The sequence below is a fragment of the Phyllobacterium sp. SL163 genome (genome assembly GCF_049896885.1).
GTDB lineage: Bacteria > Pseudomonadota > Alphaproteobacteria > Rhizobiales > Rhizobiaceae > Phyllobacterium > Phyllobacterium calauticae.
The window spans coordinates 109883-126520 of record NZ_JAFCVE010000012.1 but is presented as its reverse complement, the minus strand read 5'-3'; the positions used below and the strand labels follow the sequence as shown (position 1 = coordinate 126520).

15 protein-coding genes are annotated in these 16638 nt (G+C 55.3%); 8 read left to right on the top strand and 7 right to left on the bottom strand.

Annotated elements, in window-relative coordinates:
• A partial coding sequence (locus ACP7B1_RS23290; RefSeq protein ID WP_426137282.1) for a hypothetical protein occupies positions 1-181 on the bottom strand: 181 nt, incomplete at its 3' end.
• 82 nt (positions 182-263) lie between these two features.
• Between ACP7B1_RS23290 and ACP7B1_RS23285 the strand changes: the two genes are divergently transcribed.
• Positions 264-1070, top strand: a complete 807-nt coding sequence (locus tag ACP7B1_RS23285) for a YdcF family protein (RefSeq protein ID WP_346307735.1) — start codon at positions 264-266, stop codon at positions 1068-1070.
• Positions 1071-1215: 145 nt separating this feature from the next.
• Here the strand turns inward: ACP7B1_RS23285 and ACP7B1_RS23280 are convergent, their stop codons facing one another.
• Positions 1216-1725, bottom strand: a complete 510-nt coding sequence (locus ACP7B1_RS23280; protein ID WP_346307736.1) for an Lrp/AsnC family transcriptional regulator — start codon at positions 1723-1725, stop codon at positions 1216-1218.
• A gap of 96 nt (positions 1726-1821) precedes the next feature.
• Here ACP7B1_RS23280 and ACP7B1_RS23275 point away from each other — a divergent pair, with 96 nt between their 5' ends.
• From ACP7B1_RS23275 to ACP7B1_RS23255, 5 genes are all read left to right on the top strand, one after another.
• A complete protein-coding gene (locus ACP7B1_RS23275) occupies positions 1822-3321 on the top strand; it encodes an aminotransferase class V-fold PLP-dependent enzyme (protein WP_426137281.1) in 1500 nt (499 codons plus the stop codon).
• Positions 3314-4192, top strand: a complete 879-nt coding sequence (locus tag ACP7B1_RS23270) for an MBL fold metallo-hydrolase (protein WP_346307737.1) — start codon at positions 3314-3316, stop codon at positions 4190-4192. Before ACP7B1_RS23275 ends, ACP7B1_RS23270 begins: the two co-directional genes overlap by 8 nt.
• Before the next feature lie 356 nt (positions 4193-4548).
• Positions 4549-5088: a hypothetical protein gene (locus ACP7B1_RS23265; RefSeq protein ID WP_346307738.1), complete on the top strand. Its 540-nt coding sequence runs from the start codon at positions 4549-4551 to the stop codon at positions 5086-5088.
• Positions 5085-5723: a LysE family translocator gene (locus ACP7B1_RS23260; RefSeq protein ID WP_346307739.1), complete on the top strand. Its 639-nt coding sequence runs from the start codon at positions 5085-5087 to the stop codon at positions 5721-5723. The genes ACP7B1_RS23265 and ACP7B1_RS23260 overlap by 4 nt, the downstream gene beginning before the upstream one ends.
• 147 nt (positions 5724-5870) lie before the next feature.
• Positions 5871-6287, top strand: a complete 417-nt coding sequence (locus ACP7B1_RS23255) for a hypothetical protein (RefSeq protein WP_223616054.1) — start codon at positions 5871-5873, stop codon at positions 6285-6287.
• Between the two features lie 188 nt (positions 6288-6475).
• On the opposite strand, the gene ACP7B1_RS23250 is transcribed toward ACP7B1_RS23255, so the two are convergent.
• Both ACP7B1_RS23250 and ACP7B1_RS23245 read right to left on the bottom strand, forming a co-directional pair.
• Complete coding sequence (locus ACP7B1_RS23250) at positions 6476-7291, bottom strand: DUF2950 domain-containing protein (protein WP_426137280.1); 816 nt, start codon at positions 7289-7291, stop codon at positions 6476-6478.
• A gap of 150 nt (positions 7292-7441) precedes the next feature.
• Positions 7442-8749 (bottom strand): DUF3300 domain-containing protein, encoded by a 1308-nt coding sequence (locus ACP7B1_RS23245; RefSeq protein WP_346307741.1) that lies wholly within the window; start codon positions 8747-8749, stop codon positions 7442-7444.
• A gap of 317 nt (positions 8750-9066) precedes the next feature.
• On the opposite strand from ACP7B1_RS23245, the gene ACP7B1_RS23240 reads away from it, so the two are divergent.
• Together ACP7B1_RS23240 and ACP7B1_RS23235 are read left to right on the top strand one after the other, a co-directional pair.
• Positions 9067-9699 carry a response regulator transcription factor gene (locus tag ACP7B1_RS23240; protein ID WP_346307742.1) on the top strand — a complete coding sequence of 211 codons (633 nt, stop codon included), beginning with the start codon at positions 9067-9069 and terminating at the stop codon, positions 9697-9699.
• A gap of 143 nt (positions 9700-9842) precedes the next feature.
• Positions 9843-11075, top strand: a complete 1233-nt coding sequence (locus ACP7B1_RS23235; protein ID WP_346307743.1) for an alpha/beta hydrolase — start codon at positions 9843-9845, stop codon at positions 11073-11075.
• Between the two features lie 96 nt (positions 11076-11171).
• On the opposite strand, the gene ACP7B1_RS23230 is transcribed toward ACP7B1_RS23235, so the two are convergent.
• The 3 genes from ACP7B1_RS23230 to ACP7B1_RS23220 form a co-directional block, all read right to left on the bottom strand.
• Positions 11172-12620, bottom strand: a complete 1449-nt coding sequence (locus ACP7B1_RS23230) for a lytic transglycosylase F (RefSeq protein ID WP_346307744.1) — start codon at positions 12618-12620, stop codon at positions 11172-11174.
• A 37-nt stretch (positions 12621-12657) separates the two neighbouring features.
• The gene (locus ACP7B1_RS23225; protein WP_346307745.1) at positions 12658-14934 is read right to left on the bottom strand and encodes a mechanosensitive ion channel family protein; all 2277 of its coding nucleotides are present in this window, start codon (positions 14932-14934) and stop codon (positions 12658-12660) included.
• A 588-nt stretch (positions 14935-15522) separates the two neighbouring features.
• On the bottom strand, positions 15523-16560 hold the full coding sequence (locus ACP7B1_RS23220; RefSeq protein WP_346307746.1) for a SphA family protein: 1038 nt from the start codon (positions 16558-16560) through the stop codon (positions 15523-15525).
• Between the last annotated feature and the right edge of the window lie 78 nt (positions 16561-16638).

Genomic DNA, 16638 nt, shown 5'->3' with positions numbered 1-16638 from the left:
GACTGGTAATGGCAAGCGGATCACCGAGCGGCCAACACACCAATCCACTGAGCAAAGCCGACAGACAGGCGGCCGGCATGATCGGGATATTCCGATACCGCCGCGCGATAACCATCATGTGAGATTTGAAATTGGATTTCTCGTTGCCCAATATGGCTTCCTTTTGCGCCGTATCGATCACCTTCGTTCCATTGGACAATAAGCGCACGATGCTGCACACATCACGCATACAAGCAATCATGCCGTGAACACCGGGGCCTTAAATGTTCTTCCTGATCTCCAAAGTGGCGGGCTACGTGGTCCTGCCGTCCAATATCATCGGGCTTCTCGGTATTTCGGGCATGTTCGCCCTGATCCTGGGGTTTCGCAGGACAGGTCTGTCATTTCTCGCGATGTCAGTTGCGCTGCTTGCAATCCTTGGCTGGTCTCCTGCAGGACCAGCGGCCCTACTGCTTCTTGAGAACCGCTTTCCACAACCCAGCATTACAGGGCCAGTTGCCGGCATCATCATGCTCGGAGGCGCTGTCGACACACACATAACAGCCGGACGTCATAGCCCCGCTTTGAACGAGGCAGCCGAAAGACTGACGGCAACGGCTGAACTCGCCCGGCTTCATCCTGATGCGCGTGTATTGCTGTCCGGCGGTGCCAATCATCTTGTACACGACAACTCCCCGACGGAATCGCAGATTGCCAAAGATGTGCTCGTCTCTATCGGTCTACCTGAAACCCGCATCAGCATTGAGGAGCTTTCGCGCAACACGTGCGAAAACGGATCGGAAACCGCCGCAGCGTTTCAAGCCAAGCCAGGGGAACAGTGGCTGCTGGTAACTTCGGCGAGCCACATGCCGCGGGCCGTTGCGTGTTTTCGTGCTGCCGGTATGAACATAACTCCCTATCCCGTGGATTATCGCACCCGCGGAAGCGCAGATTGGTTCAGACCCGTTTCGACCATTGCCACAGGTCTTGCCGCATCTGATCTTGCGATGCATGAATGGCTGGGATTGTTGGTTTATCGTGTTCTTGGTTTGACCGAGGAGTTATTTCCGTCCCCTCGGAACCCGGTGTAGATCCGATCGCGGTCTCGACTGGCTGTGATCGAGGAACCTATGCCTCCAAGCCCGTTTTCCCGGCTTCAAGCGGATTCGGCCTTGAACCTGGGTGCTTCGCGGAGCGGTTTTTCCAGATTATCCAATGTATGGCTCACTGGATGCTTTACGGAATTAAACGAGTCTTGTCGCTTTGGCGGACACGAGTTAAATCAACCGCTCGATTGTTGATAATGGCTTCCATCGAAAAATAGCCCGTTACGGTTGCCAGATCGAAGTTTGTAATAAGTTTCTGATAAAAAGCGTCATAGCCCGACATCCCACGGGTTGCGACCTTGATCAAATAGTCCCAATCCCCGCCAATTCGGTAAAAATCGATAACCTCCGGCAACTGGTCGACGTGTTTGCGAAAATCATCGGACCATTCCTTGGAGTGGTGGCGCGTGCGGATCATGACAATCACGATCAGATCGAAACCAAGCACCTCCAGATTGATGTCAGCGTGTGCGCCTCGCACCATGCCGATAGCGTGAAGCCGCTGGAGCCTCCGCCAACAGGCATTTTGCGATAGCCCCACCTGGTCGGCCAAATCACGTTGCGATGCGACCGCGTTTCGCTGAAGGCACGTCAGAATTTTCAGATCAAAATCATCAATTTTCTCGGATTTATCGATCATTTTTCCCGCTTTAGCTCCAAGTTGTCAAAAAATCGGTGAAGATTTGAAGAGTGATGGGGAATATAATCTCTGTCAAATCCTTTCTGGAGACCGACAGTGCAAGAGCCAGTCAATACTCGCCAATCAGCAGTTCCAACGGCAGTTCTCGCCAAATTCCGAAGTAGCCTCGATGTGGCCGATCCCGTCGTCATGCTACGCGAGGGTCTTATTGGTTCGCAGGCCAAAGTCGACGGGCCGTTCGGCTTGAAAGATCTCGTCTATGCCGATTACGTTGCTTCCGGACGGGCGCTCAAACAGGTCGAACATTTTATCCTCGAAGACGTGTTGCCCTATTATGCAAACAGCCATACCGAAGCCTCCTACTGCGGAGGCATGATGACACGCCTGCGCCGGGCTGCGCGCGCAGTGATCGCGGAATGCTGCGACGCAGACCACAACCACGCAGTCATCTTTGCAGGGTCCGGAGCAACTGCGGGCATCAATCGGCTTGTCAATTTGCTTGGTGTCTCCAAGGCGGTTGCGTCGGGCCAGCGGGTTTGCGTGATCATCGGACCTTATGAGCATCACTCAAATATTCTGCCATGGCGGGAAAGCGGCGCGCAGATCATAGAAATCGCCGAAGGTGTCGACGGCGGCCCGGATCCCGTGCTTCTGACAAACGCGCTGGAGAACGCCACCGCAGATTTGAAGGTCTGCTCTTTTTCGGCCGCGTCCAACGTGACAGGGATTATGACCAATGTCGCGGCAATCACGAAGATCGCCAAATCGGCAGGCGCAAAGATCGTCTGGGACTATGCCGGTGCCGGACCTTATCTGCCAATCTCAATGCGCCCCGAAACGGACGTCGAGATAGACGCGATCGTCATATCGCTGCATAAATTCATTGGTGGGCCGGGAGCAACAGGTATCCTGATTGTTCGCCACGATGCCGTTGTCGCAAGCAAGCCCTCTTGGCCAGGTGGCGGCACCGTGAAATTCGTTTCGCCAACCGGCCATGATTACAGCGACAGCCTTGAAGCGCGCGAGGAAGCGGGCACGCCCAACGTTATCGGTGACATTCGAGCGGCACTTGCTTTTCTGGTCAAACAGGCGATCGGCTTGGACGAAATCAAGCGGCGCAACGATGAACTGACGCACAAGGCATTTGCGGCATGGCAGAACGTTCCCGAGATCGAACTGCTCGGCTCCTGCCTACTGCCACGTCTTCCGATATTCTCGTTCCGAATCAGAAACGCCAAAGGCGGATATGTCCACCAGCAATTGATCACGCGGCTGCTGAGCGATCGGTTCGGCATCCAGGCCCGGGGAGGTTGCGCCTGCGCGGGGCCCTATGTGCACCGATTGCTGTCGATTGATGCCGACACCTCGCAACGTATGCGGCTGGCGATCCTCAGTGGCAACGAGATCGAGAAGCCCGGATTTACCAGACTCAATCTGAGCGTCCTTTTGTCAGATGAAAAAGTCTCCTTCATCCTGCAATCTGTCGCTCAGTTGGCGCGTGATGCTCCTTCATTTGAAGCGCTCTACACATTCGATCCGGCACGGGCGATTTTCTCGCCGCGTGTTTCGGACTTTCAGGAAGCTGTCCATGCATAGGCCTGACGTTACCGCCTTCTTTGACCCGCGCACATTTTCGGTTCAGTACGTCGTCAGCGATCCGAAGACCAGGGCTTGTGCCATCATCGACCCGGTCCTCGACTTCGACGAGAAGTCGGGCACGACAGCGACATACAACGCCGATCTGCTGCTGGACTTTGTCCGTGCGCAAGATCTGCATGTTCAGTGGATTCTCGATACCCATCCGCATGCCGACCACATGTCGGCTGCAGCCTATCTCAAAGGGATTACGGGTGCGCCAATCGCCATTGGCGCAAGAATTGTCGATGTCCAGAAGATCTGGTCGCAGATCTACAATTGGCCGGATTTGCGCATCGATGGCAGTCAGTGGGACCGGCTGTTCGTTGACGGCGACACCTTCTCCATCGGCAGCATCGCGGCCGGCGTCATGTTTTCGCCGGGCCACACGCTTGCATCGATAACCTATTCGATCGGTGACGCGGCGTTCGTGCACGATACGATCTTCATGCCCGACAGCGGCACAGCCCGTGCGGACTTTCCAGGCGGAAGCGCAGGCACGCTGTGGGCGAGCATCCAGAAAATCCTCGCCCTGCCCGGAGATACGCGCATATTTGTCGGACATGACTATCAGCCGGGTGGACGGCAACCCCTATGGGAAAGCACTGTCGACCGTCAGAAGGCTGAGAATATCCATCTCAAAGGCTCACCAAACAAAGAGGACTTTGTCTTGATGCGCGAGAACCGAGATCGGACGCTCCCAATGCCAAAACTCATTCTGCACGCCTTGCAGGTCAACATCAACGGCAGCCGGCTTCCGGAGTTGGAAGAGAACGGCATACGCTATCTCAAACTGCCGATGAATGCATTTCAAGGCACACCATGGGGCTGACTTTCATCTCGATGTCCAGCACAATTCTGCATGGTATTCGCGGCGCTCAACTATCCTGATGCAGAACCTCTTGCCATAGTCGCCACCGCAGGGTCACCGGAAATTGCGGCCTATACTTTAGGACTCGTGTTATCTGCCTGAACGCATTTAAAATGCCCATTCTTCAAAAATGCAGCGGAATCATTAGATAATTTCCAATTTCTGGGACGCTTGTTAAAGGCCTATCCATCACTTGATTTACCGTATCGTGCTTCCCTTTCGGCCCTGGTTGCGTACCATCCGAAATGAGGCAACGGCGATGTCGGGAGCCGACAAATGCCAATCCGACGGTAACCGGTTTCGATCAGGAGGCCACCATGCCAATCAACGCCAGTTTGATGATCACCCGACTGAAGAGCGACTTGCTGCAATTCGCCGTTCTTGCGGTTTATCTCTACGTTTGCCTGAGTGCCATCATCCTCTATAAAATCACGATTGTAGGCAGCTCTGGTGATGGTTTCTGGCCGTTCGGGCTCCCTGCCCTCAAGGCCTTGCTGTTGGCCAAGTTCATCCTGCTTGGGCACGCCGTCCATCTGGGCGATCGCTATAGCGATCGCCGGATCATCAATGTCATTGCCTCCAAGGCCCTGCTCTATCTGGCGCTGCTGATCACACTCTCGATTCTCGAGGAGATTGTCGTGGGGCTCATCCATGGAAGGACAATAGCCGCATCGCTTTCCGATCTTCTTGGCAAGGCACCCCAGATATTCGCCACCAGCTTCATCATGCTGCTTGTCCTGATCCCCTATCTCGCATCACGAGAGATCAGCTCGGCATTCGAGGGCGGCCTCTGGCGCAAATTGCTCGAAAAGCGCAGCGGATTGCAATCCCGAAACGCGAGCCGGGGCAACACATGATGAGCGGCCTGGCATTGTACGAACTGCCCGTAAGCACATTGTTTTCGTTCGCCGCAACGTCGCTGATCATCGAGCTGACGCCGGGGCCGAATATGGCTTACCTGGCTGTCATCGCCGCGAGCGATGGTCGCCGATCGGGATTTGCCACTGTGGCTGGAATTACGCTCGGTCTCGCCGTGGTGGGACTTGCAGCGTCATTGGGTCTGGCGGAAATAGTAACGCAATCTCCCGGCCTCTACGCGGCCCTGCGTTGGGCAGGTATTGTTTTCCTGCTGTATCTCGCCGTCGACGCTTGGCGGGACAGCTCAACTGAGGTTGGTCCCGTGGCAGAACCGGCAAGCAAACATTTTGCGCGCGGCCTGATGACCAACCTTCTCAACCCGAAGGCGGCGGTCTTTTACATTGCAGTGTTACCGACCTTCCTCGACGACGTCTCACCCACGCTCAGCCAAACCTTGCTGCTCACAACCATCTACCTCCTGGTCGCAACGGCAATTCACTGCGCCATCGTGATACTCGCCGGCTCGCTGGGAGCGGTCCTGAACGAGCCATCCCGCGAGCGTTTCATCCGCCGCTTCCTGGCAATTGTCCTTGCCATTGTCGCCGTCTGGTTCGCATGGACGACACGAAGATGACATTGATCCGATGAGCGCTTGAGGCCGGCTTATCGCCATCGGCCATCGGCACATTTACCGTATCGAATCTGTATATTCGAGCGGACCGTGTTTTCGTTGGATTGCCGTTGTCCTAGTCTTCAGACGAAATGAACATGGAGAACTTCGATGTCAGGCAAAACCGGTAAAATCCTTCTCTTGAGCGGACTGATAGGCCTTGGTTTAACATCCGGCGTCATCGCGGCTTCAATGAAGGAATTGCAAGGCGCGTGGACCATGAACGGTACCGACTGCGCTGATACGTTCAAGAAAGTCGGCAAAAAGATTGAGTTCAAGGACCGCGGCGCCTCAACAACAACCGGCTTGCTGATCGTCGGAAGCAAGGTATCCGGGCCGATGGCGATATGCACCACCCAAAGCGTGCGCAAACAAAAAGACCGTTTGTCCGCTCGGCTGTCATGCACCGATTCAATGATCCAGAGCGATGTCACGGCTACTTTCAAAATCGTCGGCCCCGAAGAATTTCAGCGCTTCGATCCGTTTGGCGACAACATGTATGTCACCTATCACAAGTGCAGCATGTAAGGATCTTGAAAGTCGACATTTCCGGATTCCACCGTTCCTGTCAGGTCTTTGCTTCTCAGGCGAACGGTTTGTCATCGGGAGGCAATATAAAATCAGAGCCGGATGAAGCGATGATCGCTCCACCCGGCTCTGATTGCGTATTGCTCCCGACAGTTAGGATCTGCCCTGGATATCCCGCGGACCCACGATCAGTCCTCAACAGGCTCCCATGTTTTGTCAGGATTGAACGAGGTTATTGTTTTGACTATCTTCGCCGTGTCCGGACCAAGGTCCTTTTGATAAACGGTACCGTGATGACTGACGACAAAGGTCATGATCCCGGTCTCGCCATAGACTGCCGGTGAAGCAATCATGGCATGTCCCGCAATCATGTGGCCGTTGATAACGAAATTGTACTTCCCGCCGGCAATATTGCTGCCTTGCGACGTGAGGATTCGGAATCGATACCCGAAATAACCGTGGTCCGAGCCGGCACTGGCTTCGATTTTGGCGGCATCCCCCAGATTGCCGGCAGGGCTCTCTTCGCCTCCAGCCGATTTCCAATAGAGCCCGTTTTGCTTGCCTTCGTCGCTTATAATTTTCTGGGCAAACTCGAGCACGCCATCGCCTTCGTGGTCCACTTGTGCATAGGCCGCCTGCGCGAGGACTTCGTTGCGGCATATGTCGATTGCCTCAAGCTCGTTTTCGCCGATACGACGCGCCAGGACCTCCTCAAGGCCCGCAAGTGTATCGAACCGCCAGCCGCTGTCGTGCTTCACCAAGGGAAACGGGAATGGCCAGGCGAGATTTCCCAGGACCACTTCCTTGCCGCCGTCCTCGCGGTCTTCCATTGCGGTTTGTTCCTTGGACGCCTGCTGAAGTTCAGTCAGGCGCGCGTCGAAATCGTCCGATTTCTTTGCCTCTTCCGGGTTAAGACCCAGCAATTTTGCCAGTGCGCCGACATCCTTTGTTTCAAGATCCTTCTTGAGGGCATCCACCGCTTCGCCGGCGTCCTTGAAGGTCAAGGGTTCAGCGCCGACAAAGCGTTGCAATGACGGTTCGGCTGCGAACGACGGTACAGCCATTGAGATGAGCGTTGATGCAAAAAGTGCTTTCAGAACGTGTCTGGACATTTTTCAAAATCCTTCAAAGGAAACTGCGGTGGTTCTTCATGGTCAACGGCGATGGAAGCGACCGCCGCCGCCAAATCCATGCCTTACGCCTCCACCACCCGCGCCAAGCCTGTCGCCGCCACCGAAGTTACGGCTGAAATTGCCACGTTGGGAGAATTGCCTGACTTCATGGCCCGGAGCATAATTGCCGAATGCACTTGGCTGTCTTGGGCGATGATCGGCACGAGCCGCCATTGTTTGCCTGGGCCGGGTGTTGCCTGCAATATTGCCTTTGGCCGGGTTGGGACGGGCGATATTGTTGTTGGCAGGCCGTGTGGCCGCCCGGTTGGCGCGGTCATTTGCAACGTTCCCGCCAACCCGTTCCTTCAGGCCGCTCTGTACGTCACGGCGAACGTCCGCACTGCCGATTCTTGAGCCGGCGCCGGCGAAACCGGATGTATTTCCGATGCGGTCGCCGCCCTTTACATCGAGACGGTTTCCGTTGTTCTGACGGATATTGTTGGTGATGGAATTTCGGTCGAAATTGAATTTACCGCTGTCAAAGTTGAGGTTGCTGATATTGTTCTTGTCAAAGTGGAAATCATTGCGGTTGAAATTGTTGACATTCACATTGACGTCATTCCCGCCCCATGAATGCCAGTTGTTCCAGTCCACGGCAGCGCCAAAGGCAACACCAGTAACGAAACCTGCCCAGTAAGGCGCATATGGGTAGTAATAGGACGGATACGGGCTCCCGTAGACGATTGGCGCCGCTGCGACATAAGTCGGGCTCGTCAGGATAATCGGATCATACTCCGGAACGTAGGTCACCTCCTTTTTGACAGGACGGATGACAACGTTGCTCTTCTGCTTTTCCACGATGACCTTGTCATTGGACTTGATCACCCCTTGGGAAACCGCCTTGTCCCTCAGCTGCTGTACGGCAACGAGGACATCCTTCTGCTGGTCAACCACGGCAGTCCCGAGTTGCTGGGTCCAGTTCAGGTCGTCATTCATCATTTTGACAACGGTCGGGTAATTGAGCAGCGAGACGATGCTGCCATCCCAAGACTTATCCGGCTTTTGATCCGGTTTGGACTTGGCTTCTTCGAGGAAACGCTCGGCCTGCACGATTTGCAGCGGATTAAGCGCAGCGGACAGCACCAGAGCCACCAGGTCATCCGGATAAAGCGCAATGCGTGCGACAAGCGTTTGCAGTTCGGTGTTCGAAAGCAGCTTGGGTGCTTCAGCGACCGCGGCGGCAGGCGGGGCTGCAGCCGTTTGTGCCTGCGACCACACGGGCGTGATGCCGCCGCAGAACAGCAAAATCGCCGAAGCTGCGATGGCCATCGCCTTTGGATATAGTGACATACTTGCTTCTCCTCAATGAATTGTGTTCGGAGTACGAGCGTTGATATCGATCGGCGACGGCAACCTCGCGACACGAATCGGCACACCTGTGCAATGATGGTGCTGCTGTGCGGTTGCGTGTGATTGACCGTTGCATTGTGCGCAGCGCTCCCATTGGTTATTGGGGAGCATTAGCGTTCAACGGCTCTGTCGGCGTAAGTACGTAACTGTTAATTTTTGCCGAATTTCAGTTTCCGATGTAGGGCTGAGGTAATCCGCAAGCTTGTTCCAGATCGGCGAACTGAGCTAGCGGACCAGGCGTCAACCGGGGGGTGGATATGACACGGATTCTCATCGCGGACGACCATGAGATCGTTCGGCAAGGCGTCAGAGCCATTCTCTCTACGCGGGAGCGCTGGGAAATCGTTGCCGAGGCGGAGAACGGACGCGATGCGGTTGAGCAGGCTCGTGTTACCGACCCCGAAATTGCCATCCTGGATTATGCTTTGCCGTATATCAATGGCGTCGAAGCTGCCCGTCAGATCCGCACCCACAACCCTAAAACCGAAATCCTTATCTTTACCCAACACGACAATGAGGCTTTGCTGCGCAACATTCTTGAAGCGGGCGTTCGGGGATATTTGCTGAAGTCGGATGCAACCCGCCATCTGATCCAGGCCGTGGAGGCACTGGAACATCGCCAACCGTTCTTCACCAAGGCGGTCTCGGACATACTCGTATCCTCTTACCTCGCAAAATCTGATGCGTCGCCGAGCATCCTGACGTCGCGGGAAACGGCAGTCGTCAAGCTTATTGCCGAGGGACACAGCAACAAGGAGACGGCAGCGGTCCTTGGACTGAGCGAAAAGACTGTTGAAAGCCACCGCTCCGCTGCCATGCGTAAACTGGATGCCAAATCCACGGCAGCGCTTGTCCGCTTCGCGATACGAAACCGGCTCATTGAGGCATGAATTCAGGCATGCCCTTGCGGGTGCGCCACAGGTTCTCGAGGAAACACCCGATGCCAAATGCTCTGTCCAACCATGCGTCTACCAGGCGAAACAAGTTGCCGAACGACACGCGCCCAATGGGACGGCGCGCCGCAACTGGCCTGATGCCATTGTCATCTCCTCTGTCAATCCTGTTGGCCTGCGTGGTCGTATTGGGAGGATGTGCCGGCCATCCGAAGGGCGTCATGTCCCCTGTCGCGGTTTCCAACAAAACCGGCGGTTCGACTGTGGACATGCTTGTCGTGACGAGCCGGGTCCCATCCGACGATCCCGCCACACTGTTTACCGGAGAGCGCAGCCCGCATCCCTATCTGACCGATATCTCGGTTTCGATCCCATCGGACAGCAAACGCAAGGCTGGCACGGTTCAATGGCCCAAGAAACTGCCGCCCAACCCCGATACCGATTTTGCCGTTACGCGTGTCCAGCAGCTCAAATCCGTCGATCAGGCCAGAACATGGTTCCGGGCGCATGTCGTCGGCGGACATGCGCTGGTCTTCGTGCATGGATTCAACAACCGCTATGAGGATTCGGTCTTTCGTTTTGCCCAGATTATCCACGACTCGGGCGCCAAGGTAACGCCGATCCTGTTCACCTGGCCGTCCAGGGCCAGTCTCTTCGATTACAATTACGACAAGGAAAGCACCAATTATTCGAGAGTGGCTTTCGAGCAAACATTGCGCACGCTTGCCAATGATCCGAACGTCAAAGACATCACCGTCATGGCGCATTCGATGGGAACATGGCTGGCCATGGAGTCCTTGCGGCAGATGGCTATTCGTGACGGCCGCGTTGCCCCAAAGATCGACAACGTAATCCTGGCTTCGCCGGATATCGATGTCGATGTCTTCGCGCGCCAATGGACGGAAATGGGTGAAAAGCGACCCAAATTCACGATATTCGTTTCCCAGGACGACCGTGCGCTCGCAGCCTCCCGCTTCATCTCGGGTGACGTGCAGCGGCTTGGAGCCATCAATCCCGCCGACGAGCCCTATCGCAGCAAACTCGAACAAGCCGGAATTACGGTTATCGACCTGACGAAGGTCAAGGGCGGGGACAGCCTCAACCACGGCAAGTTCGCAGAGAGCCCGCAGATTGTGCAGTTGATCGGCCAGCGCCTGGTAACCGGACAGACCCTTACCGATTCCAACGTATCACTCGGTCAAGGTGTAACGGCGGTGATAGCTGGAGGTGTCAATGTGGTCGGCAAGGTCGCCGCGACAACCGTAAGTACGCCGATCAACATTCTGGAAGGCCAAAAACGCGCTCCGGTCAACTCGGATAAATTCCATGAAACACTGCAGGACCAGGCGCAGTCCCGCGAGCTGAGCTATTAAGCCAACCCATGGCACGTGAACGGTAGAACGGCCCGACATTCCTGATCTTTCACGGCGGCCCATTCTGTCAGTTGCTGCTTTGAAAACCGTTATGGTCTAGCCACCCTTTTTGCCGGAACTCACTGCATCGGCGTTTTCCTGGAGCCGCTCCGCCAGCATCGTGTAGGCAACGTAATATTTGTAGATGTTGCCGACATATTGCACCGTTTCCCGGCCAACGATGTCCGCGGCCGAATTCTCGACATTGCCGAACCAGATATTCGGATTGAGACCAAGGTCTGCGGCCCTCTTCCTGAACTTCTTCAGGTTGCCCGGCCCTGCATTGTAGGCAGCAAAGGCAAGCAACTCGCGTTCACGCGCATTCAGCCCCGGTTCGTCCAGATAGGTATCCATAAGATAGCGCAAATATTTCGAACCGGCTTCGATGTTGCGGTCTTCGTTCTTATCAATGCCAGCAATCGCAACGACTTTATCGCTTGCGGTGGCAGGGAGCAGTTGCATGATACCGACTGCGCCGCGCGGACTGCGTTTCGATTGATCGAGCTTGGATTCCTGATAGCCCTGCGCCATCAGCATCAGGTAATCGAAGGAATAGGTCGTACCATGCTTGCGAAAGAGTGTAACCAGTTGCTTGAATTTTTCGACATCGTCGCTTGAGTAAGCGCGCTGAAGAATTTTATCGCTTTTGAAATACGTATTTTTCAGAATATTGCCAAAGGTCGTTCCGACCCGATGCGTCGCAACGAAACGGTCGAGCTCTTTCTTCAACAATGGGCTGTTCTTGCGGATCGCCCAGGCGATCTGGCCGTTACCGGAAATTTCGATATCCGGACGAACGACAATATCCTTGAAAATCGACGACCAGATTGCGGCCTTGTATTTGTCGACGACGGTGTAGGCCAGAAGATCCGCGTTCACCATTTCAAGAAGATCTTCATCCTCGAGATTTTCGTCCATAATCCGTATGCTTATCTCGGTCTTTCCCCGCGATTTCAAATCGGCATTCAGTTTTGAAAGATGCTCGAAATAGCTGCTTGTCTCCCGCACGGCGACCTGTCTGCCCGAAAGGTCATCGAGATCGACGACGCTTTCGGCAGAAGGTCCCATCACCAGAATTTCGCTTGCTTTGTCGTAAACGGGAACGGTGAAATCGACCTGCTCGAGCCGGGCCGGTGTTATTGTGAGGTTTGCCATCACCACATCACCCAGTCCGTCATTCAATGCATAAATCAGTTCGTTGCGGCCAACCGGGATGAACGCGATGCGCACACGGTCGAGTTCTCTCTTGGCTCCGGCATTGAGCGCCGTCTCGAGCGCAGTGCCGAACTCGACTGCAGTGCCATACTGTTTGCCCTGATCAATGAAATAAATCGTCTTGCTATAAGGAACAAGAATTCGAATGAGCCGCCTCTGCTTCATCCCGTCCAGATCAAGAATGTGGCTTGAGAGGAACTTTGACTCGGCCAGGGCCGGCGCGGCGATGGACAAACAAGCGATCCCGATGAGACCCAGAACAAGCCGGCTCAATGCGTTGCTGAATGCCATTGCTACCCCGCCCATATCAGAATTCATCGACCTTGGTTCAACTTTCCCCGGCTTTCGCGGCATCCGCCGCCTTCTTGCGGTGGATCGCATCGTTCGTGGCCGCTGCGGCGACACTGCCTGAATGATCGTCACCCGCAACCTGCACGGTCGGCGAGGCAAATTCGATGCCGGTCGCTGTAAATGCATCGCGTATCATGGCGTAAGCCCGTCGCCTGATGGTTGATTGATGCCCGGGTTTGGTCATCATGGCGAAGCTCAGATTAATGCCATAGTCGCCGAATGCCTCGACGCCCTTCATCTTCACCGTCTCGATGATTTGCGGACCAAATTCCGGATCTTCCAGGAGCGTTGCGCCCACGGTCTTGACCACCTTTTTGACCTGCGCAATGTCGGTGTTGTAGCTGACTGAAATCAGGAACTTGTCGATGACCCAGTCGCGGCTCATATTCTGGACCGCACCAAGCATGCCGAACGGAACCGTGAAGATCGGGCCACGGTGATGGCGCAGCTTGACCGAACGGATGCTGAAGGACTCTACGGTGCCCTTATAGCTCCCGCTCTGGATATATTCACCGACGCGAAACGCGTCGTCCATCATGTAGAACACGCCGCTGATGACATCCTTGACGAGCGTTTGGGAGCCAAAACCTATTGCAACACCAAAAATTCCTGCACCGGCAATCAGCGGTCCGACCTCCACACCGAGCCCCGAGAGCACCATCATGATGGCAATAACCGCGATGAGTACCGCGAGGAAATTGCGCAGGATCGGCAATAGGGTCAGCAGTCTGCCGCTGCGCGCCAGTTCCGCGGCATCGCTGCTTGTTTGCCGGGCCCTCTCAAGCCGATGGTTTATGGAGCTTTTGGCGACGTGCCACAGCATGTCCGCAACAAGAAGAATAATAACACCGCTGAGGACGCCGCGGATCGCTTTGCTGGCCGCGGCATCTTCGGTCAGAACTGTCGGATGCAGGCGCACAACCATGGCGAGCCAAATTACGGCAAGTGTTATGATGAGGGCTCGCGCACCGCGATCGACCAAAACTTCGAAAACCGGTTTGCTCTCATCCGCATGATACTGGTCAAACACGGTTTTAACGATTGCACTGGTCGCTCTCAATATGCCGGGCAGGACTATCGCGTAGATGCCGAGCCACAGCAGAATGTTCATGCCCGCGATCCAGAAGAACCACAAAATGCAAAAGGAAGCGACGAGCAGCCAGCCTCCCGTGCCCATATCCCTGGCGTCACGACGAGGCCCGGGGCGATGCCAAACGGCTTCCACCGCTACGGCCAGCAATCCGATACCAATGCAATAGACGATCAGGCTCTTTGTGTCGGCCGGTATCGCCAGCGCCGCCAGAACGCCGGCTGCAGCCCATCCGGCGAACAATATGATTGTAAAAGCGCTGGTGCGACGGCTCCAGAACCGGGCAGAGATATCCTCCATCGGAAGAAGCCGGATGTGGGCCTCGCCTTTGGCAGGCGCGAGCAGGAGTTCGCTCAGGCCAATGATCATCCGGCATCCGATCAACGCCAGCAACAGTGGGACGACGAGAGCATTGAACAGAGGCGGCAATGCCAGGATCAGAAAACCGCCGAAGCTTACAATGCTGAAAACAGCAATCGGGGCAATTTTTACGAAGGCCGCCTGTGCCAAGTCTTCGTGAAAGATCACCTTGTCGTCCGGCGGTTGGTTTGAGTTCGATCCCGCTGTATTTTTTACCCATTTCCTGAAAAGAACCTCCAGGCCCATCCCGCAGAAAATGGGTATCAGGAGTAAAAACGCTGCGGACCAGAAGCCATATTCGCTGACCTTGGCAGCCAGGATTCTGCCTGCGTTCAGCAGATCGCCGGGGAGAGCCGGAACGGCATGAATCACCGCACGAAGATGTTCACGTATGCCATTGGTCCAAAGCGTAAAACCGCTTGGAGCGCCATCGATGGCAGGTGCAGGTACTGTCTTCGGTTTGGTGGCAAGCCATGCACGGATTTCCGGATCGTCGAGCAATTTGATCAGTTGCTGGACCTTTTCAGGCGGCAATGCCGCCGCCGCGGGCTGTGCGGCACTGTTCGACCCGGAGGCAAACCATGCGGCGAACATCAATCCGACGATCAGGCAGAGATGGATGGCAGTCCTTTGAATTGCAATGATGTGCATCACGACCACTCCGACCGTGCGCCCCGGACAGTTGCCGCAACGGCCTTCGCCATTTGTAAAAGCGGATATACACCTGAACCGACCATTGCCGCCCCCCCACTGCGCCACACTCCCTGGCTTGATGCCAATCGGCTCAGAACGGCACGCCCCCAAGGTAATACGTGGAAAATTACGGACGCACAGGTCGTTCTAGGTCATTGGGATCAAGCATTGGCTCGGCAGAACGCGCGAACCAATTCTGTCTGGATTGTTGGGATAAATCAGAGGCCACGTCAAAGTTGTTACAGTTACATTGTTGCATTACCGGAGTGCTCAAAGCATCTTCTTATCAGTAACTTATGCGAGGTAACGGATGAAACGTATAGCCCAGGGCCTTTGTCTCCTCGTCGCTCTGACAGACGTTGCTGCTGCACAGTCATTGCAGGTGCGCATACTTGAGCGCCAGACAGCGCGCGCAATACGGGCGGCAGGATTCTGGTGCAACAAGATCAGCGACGCAAGAATCGATCACGTCCTGTCGGCAGCAGGCCCCACGATTGTGCTGGTAACGTGTGACGACAAGACAAGGTTTGCCCAATACAAATTGACAATGACCCCAGACGATAAAATCTCGAAGATCGAAGTTTGGAACTGATTTCAGCCGCCAGATTTCCGGCGGCATAACGGAAGCGTTGAAGCAGCGCCGGTCCAGGCGCTCCGCCGCCGATGTGTCCTTACCCGGTTGCGAAGCGAGCGTCCGTCTTATTCGGAAGCAGCCAGCTGCGTTTTCGGCTTGTGCTGGCCAATCGGTATGGAGAAAGTGATATATCCTGCATCGCCTTCTGCCCGATTGTCCGCCGCAAACTCATGGAAATATTTCAACCGCGCCGCAACCGGTGTTTCTCCGACCTCGAAATTGTATCCCACGGTTGCGCCAATGGCCGCGACACGCCCTTCAAAGCCGCCAAGCACCGCGCCCGCGCCGCTATCGCCTGATATCTGGTCATAATAATATCCGGTCAAACCTGCAGAGAACTTCGGCGAGAAGGTTTTGGAAACTGCCCATTCAATGTGAAGCTCGTCACCCGTACGATAATTCGTTGCAGGGTTTTCAGCGTTGAATGTAACGCCTATCGCGCCGGAGATGTCGATTCCCGATGTGGGATCTATCCAGGATGCCGCGGCATAGAGGTCCGCCCCCCAATGGTTGAACGAGAGATTTGCCAGCGCGCCATCATGATAATCGCCGATCGGAACATTGACCATGACGCCTGTTTGCCAATGGAAGTTACCATGGTGCCATCCGATCATTCCGCTGATAACGGGGTCGCCAACGGTGAATATGTCGTCAGACTGGCCCCGTTGGATTGCAGTGCCAAATCGCGGACTGACAATATCAAGCTTTGCAGACGCGCTCTTGTATCCCACCGGCACAGTTGCCGAAAGGCCGAAGTTCCCGCCCAAAATCTCCCAGGGTGTCACCCATATCCCAGTGGGCAGTTCTACAGCCACCGATCCATCAACATCACCGACGACCTTGCCACCCGTCGGAAGACCACGGCCGCCACCGAGGCTTCCGGAGTATATATAAATGTCATTCTGGAAATAGATTCCAGGAGGCGGAAGCGCGCCGGCGGCAGGGCCGCGTGAACCGAGAAGGTAGAAGCCTGCCCCGCCTTCTGCAGCAAACGCCGCGCCGGCGAAAGCCAGCGAGAGCGTTGCTGAAACCGCGACGATCCGCTTTAACTTTTGGTGTGACCACATTCGTACCGGAACGGTGAAGACCCTGTGTACAGTCATTTTAACAGCTCCAATACTGGCAGTTTCCAATACCCATCAACCGCCTTTGGTTTGCGGCCACGGCAACGCGAACAATGA